The organism is Naumannella halotolerans (assembly GCF_004364645.1).
GTDB classification, from domain to species: domain Bacteria; phylum Actinomycetota; class Actinomycetes; order Propionibacteriales; family Propionibacteriaceae; genus Naumannella; species Naumannella halotolerans.
Genome location: NZ_SOAW01000001.1, coordinates 2157050 through 2171194, shown reverse-complemented (window position 1 = coordinate 2171194; position 14145 = coordinate 2157050). Strand labels below are relative to the sequence as shown.

At 68.3% G+C, this 14145-nt stretch carries 8 protein-coding genes, 1 tRNA gene and 2 pseudogenes; 9 read left to right on the top strand and 2 right to left on the bottom strand.

Annotation, left to right across the window (positions count from 1 at the left end; all coding sequences use genetic code 11):
• Positions 1–186: 186 nt before the first annotated feature.
• From fdh to nrfD, 3 genes and pseudogenes are all read left to right on the top strand, one after another.
• A pseudogene (fdh, locus tag CLV29_RS10100) lies at positions 187–3381 on the top strand (formate dehydrogenase); the annotation flags it as partial.
• Positions 3382–3498: 117 nt separating this feature from the next.
• A complete protein-coding gene (locus CLV29_RS10095; protein WP_133754749.1) occupies positions 3499–4560 on the top strand; it encodes a 4Fe-4S dicluster domain-containing protein in 1062 nt (353 codons plus the stop codon).
• Positions 4557–5648, top strand: a complete 1092-nt coding sequence (gene nrfD / locus CLV29_RS10090) for an NrfD/PsrC family molybdoenzyme membrane anchor subunit (RefSeq protein ID WP_133754748.1) — start codon at positions 4557–4559, stop codon at positions 5646–5648. The genes CLV29_RS10095 and nrfD overlap by 4 nt, the downstream gene beginning before the upstream one ends.
• A gap of 78 nt (positions 5649–5726) precedes the next feature.
• Here the strand turns inward: nrfD and selD are convergent.
• Positions 5727–6650, bottom strand: a pseudogene (selD, locus tag CLV29_RS10085) (selenide, water dikinase SelD); the annotation flags it as partial.
• A 67-nt stretch (positions 6651–6717) separates the two neighbouring features.
• Between selD and CLV29_RS10080 the strand changes: the two are divergent.
• From CLV29_RS10080 to selB, 3 genes are all read left to right on the top strand, one after another.
• Positions 6718–6813: transfer RNA gene (locus CLV29_RS10080), tRNA-Sec, on the top strand.
• A gap of 28 nt (positions 6814–6841) precedes the next feature.
• Positions 6842–8155, top strand: a complete 1314-nt coding sequence (selA, locus tag CLV29_RS10075) for an L-seryl-tRNA(Sec) selenium transferase (RefSeq protein ID WP_133754747.1) — start codon at positions 6842–6844, stop codon at positions 8153–8155.
• 4 nt (positions 8156–8159) lie between these two features.
• Entirely contained in the window at positions 8160–9983 is a 1824-nt protein-coding gene (gene selB / locus CLV29_RS10070; protein WP_133754746.1) for a selenocysteine-specific translation elongation factor, read from the top strand.
• Positions 9984–10024: 41 nt separating this feature from the next.
• On the opposite strand, the gene CLV29_RS10065 is transcribed toward selB, so the two are convergent.
• A complete protein-coding gene (locus tag CLV29_RS10065; protein ID WP_243831823.1) occupies positions 10025–10570 on the bottom strand; it encodes an AAA family ATPase in 546 nt (181 codons plus the stop codon).
• A gap of 431 nt (positions 10571–11001) precedes the next feature.
• Between CLV29_RS10065 and rpsL the strand changes: the two genes are divergently transcribed.
• From rpsL to fusA, 3 genes are all read left to right on the top strand, one after another.
• Positions 11002–11373: a 30S ribosomal protein S12 gene (gene rpsL, locus CLV29_RS10060; RefSeq protein ID WP_133754745.1), complete on the top strand. Its 372-nt coding sequence runs from the start codon at positions 11002–11004 to the stop codon at positions 11371–11373.
• Positions 11373–11843, top strand: a complete 471-nt coding sequence (rpsG, locus tag CLV29_RS10055; RefSeq protein WP_133754744.1) for a 30S ribosomal protein S7 — start codon at positions 11373–11375, stop codon at positions 11841–11843. The genes rpsL and rpsG overlap by 1 nt, the downstream gene beginning before the upstream one ends.
• A gap of 88 nt (positions 11844–11931) precedes the next feature.
• Positions 11932–14028, top strand: coding sequence for an elongation factor G (gene fusA, locus CLV29_RS10050; protein WP_133755158.1), 2097 nt, complete (start codon positions 11932–11934; stop codon positions 14026–14028).
• Positions 14029–14145 lie beyond the last annotated feature (117 nt).

Genomic DNA, 14145 nt, shown 5'->3' with positions numbered 1-14145 from the left:
GGCACCAACAAAACAAACGTCACACTCGATCGGGTCCCGTCGGCCGGCCGGCCCGCGGTTCCGCGGATTCCGGGCGGACACGGTAATCGAGTGTGACGTTTGTCTTGTTGGCGGACCGCACCCGCGCAGGAAGTGTTTCGGCCCACCTGCGCGACGGCACGGCGAAGCGGGTAGTAGCCTCGGCCCATGGCGTGGAGTCCTCTGGAGTGGCCGGTTCTGCGGCAACTTCGCGGCGGTGACAAGCTCGGGCGTGGCCCGGCGGTCCAGTCCGCCCACACCCGCCGGATCACCCCACGGACCAAGACCGCCGACCGGGTCGTGCAGAGTGTCTGCCCGTTCTGCGCCGTCGGCTGCGGGCAGAAGGTCTACGTGGCCGACGAGAAGGTGATCGGCATCGAGGGCGATCCGGACTCGCCGATCTCCCGCGGACGGCTCTGCCCCAAGGGATCGTCCAGTGAGCAACTGGTGAACAACCCGCTGCGGCAGACCAGGATCAGGTACCGGGCGCCGTATTCCACCGAGTGGACCGATCTGGACCGCGACACCGCGATCGACATGATCGCTCAGCGGTTCATCGATTCGCGTCGCCGCGGATGGCAGGACACCGACGACGAAGGGCGCCCCTTGCGGCGCACGATGTCGATCGCCTCCCTCGGCGGGGCCACCTTGGACAACGAAGAGAACTACCTGATCAAGAAACTGTTCACTGCCGCCGGGGCGATCCAGATCGAGAACCAGGCGCGTATTTGACACTCCGCCACGGTTCCCAGTCTGGGGACCTCCTTCGGGCGCGGTGGCGCCACGCAATCCCTGCAGGACATGGCCAACTCCGACTGCATCCTGCTCATGGGTGGCAACATGGCCGAAGCGCACCCGGTCGGCTTCCAGTGGGTCACCGAGGCGAAGCTGCGCGGCGCGACCGTGATGCACATCGATCCGCGCTTCACCCGTACCTCTGCGGTCGCCGACCGGCACGTACCGATCCGAGCCGGTTCCGACATCGTCCTGCTCGGTGGCTTGATCAATCACATGATCAGCAACGAGCTGTACTTCCGTGACTACGTGCTCGCCTATACGAATGCGGCGACCATCATCAACCCGGAGTACCAGGACACCGAGGACCTCGACGGGCTGTTCTCCGGTTACAACCCCGAGACCGGTCAGTACGACACGAAGACCTGGAGCTACGCGACCTCCGAGGACCTTCCCGAAACGCCGGAGCAGCAACGCAAGGTCGGTCTGCTGCGGGACGAGACCCTGACCGACCCGAACTGCGTCTTCCAGATCCTCAAACGACACTTCGCCCGTTACACCCCGGAGATGGTCGAACGACTCTGCGGCATCAAGCCCGCCGAGTTCGCCTGGATCGCTGAGACCATCGCCGCCAACTCCGGTCGCGAACGCACCACCACCATCGGCTACGCCACCGGATGGACCCAGCACACCCTCGGTGTGCAGATCATCCGCACCGCCGCAGTACTGCAGCTGCTGCTGGGCAATGTCGGTCGTCCGGGCGGGGGCATCATGGCCCTGCGAGGACACGCCAGCATCCAGGGCTCGACCGACATCCCGACCCTGTTCAACCTGTTGCCCGGCTATCTGCCGATGCCGATCGCCGGTCGTCACGACACCTTCGCCGACTGGGTGGAGGCGATCGGATCCAAACAGCAGAAGGGGTTCTGGGCCAACTCCGAGACCTATGCGGTGAATCTGTTGAAGGCCTGGTTCGGTGAGGCGGCGACGGCCGAGAACGATTGGGTCTATGACTACCTGCCGAAGCTGACCGGTGCGCACGGTACGTACCAGACGACCGTCGCGATGCTGAACGACGAGGTCGAGGGGTACTTCGTACTCGGCCAGAACCCGGCAGTCGGTTCGGCCAACGGCCGGCAGCAGCGGATGGCGATGTCGCACCTGAAGTGGCTGGTCGTGCGCGACCTGAACATGATCGAATCCGCCACCTGGTGGAAGGAGGGACCCGAGATCGAGTCCGGTGAGTTGAAGACCACCGAGATCGGCACCGAGATCTTCTACCTGCCCGCCGCCACCCATGTGGAGAAGGCCGGCTCCTTCACCCAGACCCAACGGATGCTGCAGTGGCGCCACCAGGCGGTGCGCCCGCCCGGCCAGGCCGAGAGCGAACTCGACTTCTTCCACGAACTCGGGGTACGGATCCGGGCCAAACTCGCCGGCTCCACCGATCCCCGGGACCGGCCGCTGCTGGACCTGACCTGGGACTATCCGGCAGACGCCCACGGCAACCCCGATCCCGAGGCCGTCCTGAGCGAGATCAACGGCAAGTTCCTCACCGGGGAGAAGGCCGGGCAGCACCTGACCAACTACGTCGAGATGCAACCCGACGGTTCGACCTCCGGCGGCTGCTGGATCTACACCGGGGTCTACACCGGCGGGGAGAACCAGGCCGCCCGCCGGGTCCCGAACGGTGGGGACACCCCTGCCCAGCGCGAGTGGGGCTGGGTCTGGCCGGCCGATCGGCGGATCCTCTACAACCGCGCCTCGGCAGACCCCGAGGGCAAACCGTGGAGCGAACGCAAGCGTTACATCTGGTGGGACGAGCAGACGCAGCGCTGGGTCGGGCACGACAATCCCGATTTCGTGGTCGAACGGGCCCCCGGCGCCAAGGGTGACCTGGACAAGGGCGGTCCGGCAGCGCTCGACGGTGACGACGCGTTCATCATGCAGGCCGACGGCAAGGGCTGGCTCTACGTGCCGTCGGGTCTGGTCGACGGTCCGCTGCCGGCGCATTACGAACCGCAGGAGTCCCCGGTCGTCAACTCGCTGTACAACCAGCAGCAGGCACCGGCCCGGGTCACCTTCGCCCGGACCGACAACCTCGGTGCGCCGAGCGCCGGCGACTACGGGGTCGGTGTCTACCCGCATGTCTTCACCACCTACCGGCTGACCGAACACCACACCGCCGGCGGCATGAGCCGCTGGTCGCCGTACCTGGCCGAACTGCAGCCGGAGATGTTCTGTGAGGTCTCCCCGGAGCTGGCGGCCGAGATCGGGTTGGAGAACGCCGGCTGGGCGACGATCATCTCGCCGCGCTCGGCGATCGAGGCCCGGGTGCTGGTGACCGATCGGATGCAGCCGTTGACGATCAACGGCCGACAGGTGCATCAGGTGGGTCTGCCGTACCACTGGGGTGTGGGTACCGACGCGATCGTCTCCGGGGATGCGACCAACGACCTGCTGGGGGTCGCCCTGGACCCGAATGCGCAGATCCAGGAGTCGAAGGTGGCCTCCTGTGCGGTGGTGCCCGGCCGTCGTCCGCGCGGTGCAGCGTTGGAGGAACTGGTCGAGTCCTATCGGCAGCAGGCCCGGGTGAGCGTGGATACCGACAACTCCCGGCACGGCGACGAGGACGATGTCGGCAGGCCCGACGGCACGCAGCGGCCGATGCCCGAGGTCGAGGGTGGTACGCAAGGATGAGGGACGAGACCATGACCGACCCGCAGCCCGGAGGAGGTGCAGACGATGGGACATCAGTTCAGCGGCCCCACTGATCCGGCCACCGACGCCCATTGGGAGCACCCGCAGCCACGCAAGGGGTTCTTCACCGACACCTCCATCTGCATCGGCTGCAAGGCCTGTGAGGTCGCCTGCAAGGAGTGGAACCACAACCCCCGCGACGGCGATCTGGACCTGACCGGTATGTCGTACGACAACACCGTCTCCCTGGGGGCCAGCACCTGGCGCCACGTGGCATTCATCGAGCAGGGGGCGGAACGGATCGCCGAGGCCAAGGAATCCGGCCGCAGACTGGTCAGCCTCGGGATGCCGGGCATCCGGCCCGCCGAGACCGAACCCGAACCCGCCACGGCCACTGCCACCATGGCGCCGCCGCTGACCGAGCTGGGCAGTCTGTCCGATCTGTCGAGCACCGACATCACGCCACCGGACACCCCGGAGTTCCGCTGGCTGATGTCGTCGGACGTGTGCAAACACTGCACCCACGCCGGCTGCCTGGACGTCTGCCCGACCGGTGCGCTGTTCCGTACCGAGTTCGGCACCGTGGTGATCCAGGACGATGTCTGCAACGGCTGCGGCACCTGCGTCGCCGGTTGCCCCTTCGGTGTGGTCGAACGGCGCTCCGACGGTACGGCTGCGCCGACCCTGCGCAGTGGCGAACGCAAGGGTGAGCAGCCCGAGGTACCCAAACGCGGCGTCGCCCAGAAGTGCACCCTGTGCTACGACCGGCTGCTGGATGATCAGACCCCGGCCTGTGCCAAGACCTGCCCGACCACCTCGATCAAGTTCGGTGACCACGACGATCTGGTCGACCAGGCCCGGGAACGGGTGGCCACCCTGCATCGGCAGGGAATGACCGAGGCCCGGCTCTACGGTGCCAATGAGCTCGACGGCGTCGGCGGCACCGGATCGGTGTTCCTGCTGCTGGACGAACCTGAGGTCTACGGCTTGCCGCCGGATCCGCGGGTCTGCACCGCCGACCTGCCGAGTATGTACAAGCGGGCAGGTCTGGCGGCACTGGGGATGCTCGCCGCCGCGGCCACCGCCTTCGTGGTGGGCGGGCGATGAGCAGCTCACCGTTCGACGAGACCCGCCCACCCGAACCGCCCCGGCGCAGACGCCGCCGCAGGCGCGGACCGCGACGCGGCTGGGGCGGCGGGGGCGACGGCAGCCGGGAGGCCTTCATGGTTCCCGATGTCGAGTTCGCCTCCTACTACGACAAACCGGTGGTCAAGGCGCCGCCGTGGGGTCATGAGGTGGCTGCCTACCTGGTGCTCGGCGGGATCGCCGGCGGGTCGGGGCTGCTCGGGCTCGGCGCGCAGATCGCAGGGTTGCCGAAGCTGCGGCGCAACACCCGACTCTCCGCACTCGGCGCGGTGATCGTCGGCGGCGCCGCGCTGGTGGCCGACCTGGGCCGACCGGACCGGTTCTACAACATGCTGCGTACCTTCAAGGTGACCTCACCGATGAGCGTCGGCTCCTGGATCCTCGCCAGCTTCGGTGCCGGCGCCGGCATCACCGCCGTGGCCGAACTGGACCGACTGAGTGGTGAACGTGTCCCACTCGGGCCCTTGCGGAAGCTGTTGCAGCTCCTCGAGGGGCCGGCTGGGGTCGAGGCCGGGATCATGGGTACGCCATTGGCCGCCTACACCGCGGTGCTGCTGTCCGACACCGCCGTACCCACCTGGAATGCGATGCATCGTGACCTGCCGTTCGTCTTCGTCTCCTCGGCCTCGTTGGCCGCCAGTGGCCTGGCGATGATCACCACGCCGACCGCGCAGACCCGGCCGGCCCGGGCCCTGGCGGTGCTCGGGGTGCTCGGTGATGTCGTGGCGATGCGTTGGACGGAGTCGCAGATGGATCCGACCGCGGCCGAGCCGCTGCACCACGGTCATCCCGGCGCGATGCTGCGCTGGAGCGAGCGGCTGGCCATCCTCGGCGGGATCGGTGCCCTGCTCGGCGGCGGGTGGCGGCCGACCGCGGTGCTGTCGGGTGCGGCCCTGGTCGCGGCTTCCACGCTGACCCGGTTCGGCGTCTTCGAGGCCGGTCTGGAGTCGACCAAGGACCCCCGCTACACGGTGGTGCCGCAGAAGCGGCGGTTGGCCAAGCGGCGGGCCGAGGGTGTGGTCGACGATTCGATCACCACCGCCGGCTGAACCGGATCGGGCGACAGCGATGCCGGAGCCGGCGACCGTCTCACCGATCACCGGGTACCCGGGCACCTCACCGACGACCAGCAGGCCGCCGGAGGTCTGGGCATCGGCGAGGAGCAGCAGATCGTCCTCCTCGACACCCGCCCCGGCGCTCAGGTGGGGGCGTACCCAGTCCAGGTTCCGGCGGGTGCCGCCGGAGACATAACCGTCACGCAGCGCCTGCTCGGCGCCGTCGACCTGGGGTACGGCACCGGCTTCGATCACCGCACCGATCCCGGAGGCCCGGCACAACTTGTGCAGGTGCCCCAGCAGGCCGAAGCCGGTGACATCGGTGGCGCAGACCGCGCCGGCGGCCAGGGCCGCTGCCGAGGCGTCGGCATTCAGCGTGGTCATCGTCTCGATCGCCGCCTCGAAGCGTTCGCCGGTGCGCTTGTGCCGGTTGTTCAGCAGGCCGACGCCGATCGGTTTGGTCAAGGTGATCGGCAGCCCCGGTCGACCGGCGTCATTGCGCAAGAGCCTGTCCGGGGCGGCGGTACCGGTGACCGCCATGCCGTACTTCGGTTCGGGATCGTCGATCGAGTGGCCGCCGATCACCGGGCAGCCCACCGAGGCGGCGATGTCCAGCCCGCCCTGGAGCACCCGGGTCATCAGCTCCAGCGGCAGCTTCTCCCGCGGCCAACCGACCAGATTGATCGCGACCACTGGCGTACCGCCCATGGCGTAGACATCGGACAGGGCATTGGCGGCGGCGATCCTGCCCCAGTCGTAGGCGTCGTCGACCACCGGGGTGAAGAAGTCGGCGGTGGAGATCACGGCCAGGTCCTCGCGTACCCGGACCGCGGCGGCGTCGTCACCGTCGTCCAGGCCGACGATGATGTCGTCACCGTGCTGACCGGTGAGCCCGGCGACCGCCTGCTCCAGTTCACCGGGCGGGATCTTGCAGGCACAACCGCCGCCGGAGGCGTACCCGGTCAGGCGGATGGCGTCGAGCTCGGTGGTCTGCATGGATCGAGCATAGGTCCGGCGGACCGACGCTCAGCGATCCGGGGTGTTCGCTAGCGTGGGGCCACGCGGAGGCGTCTGGGTTCCTGGTGGTCCCCCCGGTCTTCAAAACTGGTGAGGCCGAGCATCTCGGTCTGGCGGGTTCGATTCCCGTCCGCCTCCGCCACGATCGAGCCGAGCGCCGAAGGAGACCGATGGATCAGCGCGACCCGCGGCGTCGGATCCCCCGGACCGATGAGCTGTTGGCCCTCGACGAACTGCGTTCGGCCCTCGACGAACTGGGGGAGGCCGCGGTCTCGGCACTGGTCCGGCGTACCCAGCAACGCGCCCGCGACGGTGAGATCACCCCCGAACAGGTACGCCAGGAACTGCTCACGGAGCTCGAATCCCTGCGGGTGTGCAGCCTGCGCCCGGTGCTGAACGCCACCGGCGTGATCATCCACACGAATCTCGGTCGGGCTCCGCTGTCACCGGCCGCAGCCCGGGCGGTCGCCGAGGCGAGCGGGTACGTGGACGTGGAACTGGATCTGGTCTCCGGTGCCCGCGCACAGCGCGGGGCCGGTGCCAGACGGGCCCTGCTGGAGGCCTGCCCGGTCGCCGAGGACGCCTTGATCGTGAACAACGGTGCGGCTGCCCTGGTACTGGCAACGACAGCGCTCGCCTCCGGGGCCGAGGTGATCATCTCCCGGGGTGAGCTGATCGAGATCGGCGCCGGCTTCCGGCTGCCCGACCTGATCGCTTCCACCGGTGCCCGGTTGCACGAGGTGGGGACGACGAACCGTACCCATCCGGCCGACTACGCCGAGGCGATCGGACCGCAGACCGGCTGTCTGCTGAAGGTCCATCCCAGCAACTTCCGGGTGCAGGGCTTCACCAGCAGTGTCGATCTTGCCGAGTTGGCACCGCTGACCCGGCAGGCGGGGGTGCCGCTGATCGCCGACCTCGGCAGCGGGTTGCTCACCGCCGATCCCCTGCTGCCCGAGGAGCCGGATGCGACCACCGCGCTGTCGGCCGGTGCGGAGCTGGTGATCGCCAGTGGCGACAAACTTCTCGGCGGGCCGCAGGCAGGGATCCTGCTGGGCTGCAAGGAATTGATCGCCCAGTTGGCCCGGCACCCGCTCGCCCGGGCGGTACGCGCGGACAAGCTGGCTCTGGCCGCACTGGAGGCGACGCTGCGGGGTCCGCAGCCGCCGGTCCGGCGGGCCTTGCATGCCGACCCCGCGCGCCTGCGGGACCGTACCGCGGCACTGGCCGCACAACTCGAGGTGCCGGTCCTCACCCATGACGGCCGGGTGGGGGGTGGTGGCGCCCCGGGGCACCCGTTGGCCGGCTGGGCGCTGAAGTTGCCGGTGGCGGCGGCGCCACTGCTGCGGACCGGGGAACCGGCGGTCCTGCCCCGGGTGCACGACGATGCCTGTCTGGTCGATCTGCGCTGCGTGCCGGAAGAAGATGATCAACGATTGCTGCTGGCCGTGCAGACCGCGATCGGCAACCTGCCTCGGAACTGAGACCATGATCGACAAGTCCTCCGGGCCTTCGCGCCGGCACAGTGTGGTCGCGACGGCGGGGCATGTCGATCATGGAAAGAGCACCTTGATCCGTTCCCTGACAGGGATCGAGCCCGACCGCTGGGCAGAGGAGAGACGACGCGGGCTGACGATCGACCTCGGCTTCGCCTGGGCGAGCCTTCCCTCGGGCATCGACGTCGCCTATGTCGACGTCCCGGGTCATGAACGGTTCGTCACCAATATGCTCGCCGGACTCGGCCCGGTCGGTGCGGTGCTGTTCGTGGTCGCCGCCGACGGCGGCTGGCAGGCCCAGTCCAGTGAACACCGTGACGCTCTGGCCGCATTCGGGATCGAACACGGGGTGATCGCGCTGACCCGTACCGACCGGGTGGATACCGATCGGATCGCGGAGGTGAGCGAACGGATCCGTGCCGAGTTCGCCGGTACCGGACTGGCCGAAGCAGGCCTGGTCGAGGTCGCCGCGCCCACCGGCCACGGCCTGCCGCAACTGCGCGGTGCCCTGGACGCGATGCTCAGCCGTACCCCCGAACCGTCGCCGGCCGGTCGCCTGCGGTTCTTCCTCGACCGGGCGTTCACCATCACCGGCGCCGGGGCCGTGGTCACCGGGACCTTGCAGTCCGGTTCGATCGCGGTCGGCGACCGCCTGGACCTGCACGGTGAACGGGGGATCACCCCGGTCACCGTGCGCGGACTGCAGACCGAGAACGATCCGATCGAGCGGGCGCTCCCGGTGAGTCGGGTGGCGGTGAACCTGCGCGGGGTCGGGGCCGAGGGGATCGCGCGGGGTGAACAACTGCTGAGCCCCGGTGCCTGGCGACCGATCGAGCTGGTCGACCTGCGGCTGGTCAGCGGTGTCGAGCTCGCCGACCTTCCCGAATCACCGACCCTGCACCTGGGTACTGCCGCGGTCGGGGTGGCGCTGCGGCCCCTGGCCCGGGAGTTCGCCCGGGTGCGGTTGCAACGCAGCCTGCCACTGGCTCCGGGGGACCGGGTGGTCCTGCGGGATCCGGGCAGTGCCCGGATCGCCGGCGCGGTGGTGCTGGACGTCGACCCGCCGCAGTTCACCCGACGAGGCGACGCCGCGCGCAGGGCAGACGCCCTGGCCGCAGGGGCGAGCGCCGTCGACGCCCGGGCCGAGGTGCGGCGTCGTGGGGTGGTCGCCCGCTCCGAACTCGTCCTGCTGGGGGTCACCGGTGCCGACGGACCGCCACCGGCCGGAGTGGTCGACGTGGGGCCGTGGTGGTTGGACGAGGACTGGTTGAGCGCGGCGAGCCGGAAGCTGCGTGACGCGGTGGTCGAAGGCCACCGATCCGATCCGCTGGCCGCGGGCCTGTCCCAGGGTGCGGCGATCGAGTTGCTGGGACTGCCCGACCCGTCCCTGCTCGCCACGGTGACCGATCGCGCCGGGTCGCTGCAGCTGGCCGGGGGTTACGTCGCCGACCCGGACCACACCGGGATGGGTGAGGCCGAACAGGCCCTCCGGCGGATCGAACAGCGGCTGGCCAGCCATCCGTTCGACGCTCCCGAGGCCGATCAGCTGACCGCTGAGGGCATCGGTACGCGAGAACTGGCCGCCGCCGAGCACCGGGGGCGGTTGTTGCGACTGACCGATGCCGTGGTGGTGCTGCCGAACGCCCCGGCGCTGGCGATGCGGACCCTGGAGGGACTGTCACAGCCCTTCACCACCAGCCAGGCCAGACAGGCTCTGGGGGCCACCCGGCGGGTGGCGATCCCGCTGCTGGAGCATCTGGACCGGCGCGGCTGGACCCGCCGGATCGACGGTGGCCATCGCGAGGTGGTGCGCTGAGCCGGTGACCGCACCCGGACTTCGTCGGTGGGCCGAAGAGCTCAGACCCGGGCCTTCTCCAGGTTGGTCAAGATGTCCTCGACGGTCTCCTCCGGCGTCTGCGCCGAGGAGTCCAGCCAGTAGCCGATACGTGCCGTCTGCTGCCGTAACTGGTTGTCCAGGGCACCGGGGGAGAAGTGCACGTAGCCGGCCTTCTGTCGCTGTTCCTCGCGCCACTCCAGGGCCGAGACGCTGGGCGACAGCACCACCAGGAATCGCTCCGGGGTACGGATCCGGTCGATGAAGGAGGCCAGGTGCTCACCGATGATCACGTCCTGCACGATGGCGTCCAGACCTGCACCGGCATAGGTATCGGCAGTGTGTGCGGCGAGGTCGTAACGCAGCGAGAGCTGTCGTACCGCCTGCGGATCCGGCTGCGGGGTGAGGTCGTGCCGTCCGTTGATGATCATCTTCCGGAACAGGTCGCCGCGAACGTGGGCCGACCGCTCGAGATGGGCGGCCAGCAACTGGGCGACCGTCGACTTGCCTGCCGCCATGGCACCGGTGATGACGATGACGCGCCCGGTCGTCGGGGGCGGGGTCTGCACGACGGAACTCCCAGTCGGGTGGAGGAAGGCGGGGGGTCGGACGAGCTCCATCGTACGCATCGGCGACGGTGCGAACCGGTTACGGCCCCGGCGCGGCGGGGCCGGGTCCGTCGGCCCGGGGCGGGCCTTGGGCGACGCCTGTAGGCTGGGACTCGTCGTGAACGGGCCGCTCTGGGCCCGCTGTGCCGGTACGTCAGCGCTATTTTGACCCGCACCGGCGCGTCGAGTAGCATTGATCCTCGTGTTCGGCTCGCCCGGACCATGTGTGCTGCCCCGGAGCAACCACGACTGCCCCGAGCAGGCACGCAACCTCGTCTGGCTGATGCGTACCGAGCTCGAATCGCGGATCGCCCGCTGACGGGGCCCACGGAATTAGATCCGCCTGGCGGATCCGAACCAGCGCAAGACAGACAAGAAAGAGATACCAACCGGTGCCCACAATCCAGCAGTTGGTCCGCAAGGGCCGGTCCGACAAGGTCGCCAAGAACAAGACACCCGCGCTCAAGGGTTCGCCCCAGCGTCGCGGCGTCTGCACCCGCGTCTACACCACCACCCCGAAGAAGCCGAACTCGGCTCTGCGCAAGGTGGCCCGTGTGAAGCTGTCCAGCGGCATCGAGGTGACCGCCTACATTCCGGGCGTCGGGCACAACCTGCAGGAGCACTCGATGGTGCTCGTTCGCGGAGGTCGTGTGAAGGACCTCCCGGGTGTGCGCTACAAGATCGTGCGGGGCAGCCTCGACACCCAGGGTGTCAAGAACCGCAAGCAGGCCCGCAGCCGTTACGGCGCGAAGAAGGAGAAGTAATGCCACGCAAGGGTCCCGCCCCGAAGCGTCCCGTCATGGCCGACCCCGTCTACGGGTCGCCGCTGGTCAGCCAGCTGGTCAGCAAGGTCCTCAAGGACGGCAAGAAGACCACCGCACAGGACATCGTCTACAGCGCGCTGGAGGGCACCCGCGCGAAGACCGGTGTCGATCCGGTGCAGACGCTGAAGCGCGCGCTCGACAATGTCCGTCCGAGCCTGGAGGTCAAGAGCCGCCGGGTCGGCGGCGCCACCTACCAGGTGCCGATCGAGGTGAAGCCCGCCCGCGCGACCACGTTGTCGATGCGGTGGCTGGTCAGCTTCGCCCGCGCCCGTCGCGAGAAGACCATGTCGGAGCGTCTGATGAACGAGATTCTCGACGCCTCCAACGGACTCGGCGCTGCGGTCAAGCGGCGCGAGGACACCCACAAGATGGCCGAGGCGAACCGCGCCTTCGCCCACTACCGCTGGTGACCCGCGATCCGGGCCGGAATTTCTGGCCCGGATCCGGCGTTGTCCCCAACGTCCCTACATCACACAGAATTAGAGGTTGAACGCTTTCGTGGCCGTCGACATCGAGACTGACCTGGGCAAGGTCCGCAACATCGGCATCATGGCGCACATTGATGCCGGCAAGACCACCACCACCGAGCGCATCCTGTACTACACCGGTATCAACTACAAGATCGGTGAGGTTCATGACGGCGGTGCCACCATGGACTGGATGGAGCAGGAGCAGGAGCGCGGCATCACGATCACGTCCGCCGCGACGACCTGCCACTGGAAGAACCACCAGATCAACATCATCGACACCCCCGGGCACGTCGACTTCACCGTCGAGGTGGAGCGCTCCCTGCGCGTGCTCGACGGTGCAGTCGCCGTCTTCGACGGCGTGGCCGGCGTGGAGCCGCAGAGCCAGACCGTGTGGCGCCAGGCCGACCGGTACGGCGTGCCGCGGATCTGCTTCATCAACAAGCTGGACCGGACCGGAGCGTCCTTCGACTTCTGTGTGCAGACCATCCGTGAGCGGTTGAACGCGACCGCTGCGGTGATGCAGCTGCCGATCGGCGCCGAGGGCGACTTCCTCGGTGTGGTCGACCTGGTCAAGATGAAGGCCTACACCTGGCGCGGTGAGACCAAGATCGGCGAGGACTACGAGATCGAGGACATCCCCGCCGACCTGGTCGATGCCGCCGAGGCTGCCCGGGCCGAGCTGATCGAGACCGTCGCCGATCACGACGACGACCTGATGGAGAAGTACCTGGAGGGCGAGGAGATCGGCGCCGACGAGCTGCAGCACGCTGTCCGTCGCGCCGTCCTGTCCTCGGCGATCACCGCCGTGTTCTGTGGCACCGCCTTCAAGAACAAGGGTGTGCAGCCGCTGCTGGACGCGGTCATCGCCTACCTGCCGAGCCCGATCGACGTTCCCGCCATCGACGGCTTCAAGCCCGGTGACGAGTCGGTGGAGATGCATCGCCGTCCCAGCGACGACGAGCCGTTCTCGGCCCTGGCATTCAAGATCGCTGCTGACCCGCACCTGGGCAAGCTGACCTTCATCCGGCTCTACTCGGGCAAGCTCGAGGCCGGCTCGACGGTGATCAACAGCACCAAGCAGCGCAAGGAACGGATCGGCAAGATCTACCAGATGCACGCGAACAAGCGTGAGGAGATCGCGTCGGTCGGCGCCGGGCAGATCGTCGCCGTGATGGGTCTGAAGGACACCACCACCGGTGAGTCGCTGTCGGATCCGCAGAACCCGATCGTGCTGGAGTCGATGGACTTCCCCGCACCCGTCATCGAACAGGCCATCGAGCCGAAGACGAAGTCGGACCAGGAGAAGCTGTCGACCGCCATCCAGCGGCTGGCCGAGGAGGACCCGACCTTCCGCGTCCACACCGACGAGGAGACCGGGCAGACCATCATCGCCGGTATGGGCGAGCTGCACCTGGAGGTGCTGATCGACCGGATGAAGCGCGAGTTCCGCGTGGAGGCCAACATCGGCAAGCCGCAGGTCGCCTACCGCGAGACCCTGCGTCGCCCGGTGGAGAAGGTCGAGTACACCCACAAGAAGCAGTCCGGTGGTTCGGGTCAGTACGCCCGCGTGATCATCAACCTGGAGCCGCAGGAGGCCGGCGCGGGCTACGAGTTCGTGAACGGCATCACCGGTGGCCGCATCCCCCGGGAGTACATCCCGGCCGTGGACGAGGGCATCCAGGACGCCATGCAGACCGGTGTGCTGGCGGGTTACCCCGTCGAGGACATCAAGGTGACCCTGGTCGACGGTGCGTACCACGACGTCGACTCCTCCGAGCTCGCCTTCAAGATCGCCGGCATCCAGGTCTTCAAGGAGGCCGCCCGCCGTGCCGACCCGGCACTGCTGGAGCCGATGATGAAGGTCGACGTGACCACGCCGAACGACTACCTCGGTACGGTCATCGGTGACATCAACTCTCGTCGTGGCCAGATGCAGGGCACCCGCGAGGAGCACGGCAACCAGGTTGTCGAGGCTCTGGTGCCCCTGTCGGAGATGTTCGGCTACGTCGGCGACCTGCGGTCCAAGACCTCGGGACAGGCGTCGTACTCGATGGAGTTCGACTCCTACGCCGAGACCCCGAAGACGGTGTCGGACGAGATCATCGCCAAGGCTCGCGGCGAGTGAGCCGTTAGTCCTTTGCGCACGAGCCCGGGATGGTAGACCCTCGCGGTTTGACTGTCACGGGTTCGTGCACAAAACTTGGTCGGGTGCCCTGCTGCGCGCAGTGGACCGATCAATCAG

Excerpts from the sequence above, each read along its gene's own strand:
- CLV29_RS10095 (WP_133754749.1), top strand. The coding sequence starts at position 3,499 with ATGGGACATCAGTTCAGCGGCCCCACTGATCCGGCCACCGACGCCCAT.
- nrfD (WP_133754748.1), top strand. The coding sequence starts at position 4,557 with ATGAGCAGCTCACCGTTCGACGAGACCCGCCCACCCGAACCGCCCCGG.
- selA (WP_133754747.1), top strand. The coding sequence starts at position 6,842 with ATGGATCAGCGCGACCCGCGGCGTCGGATCCCCCGGACCGATGAGCTG.
- selB (WP_133754746.1), top strand. The coding sequence starts at position 8,160 with ATGATCGACAAGTCCTCCGGGCCTTCGCGCCGGCACAGTGTGGTCGCG.
- rpsG (WP_133754744.1), top strand. The coding sequence starts at position 11,373 with ATGCCACGCAAGGGTCCCGCCCCGAAGCGTCCCGTCATGGCCGACCCC.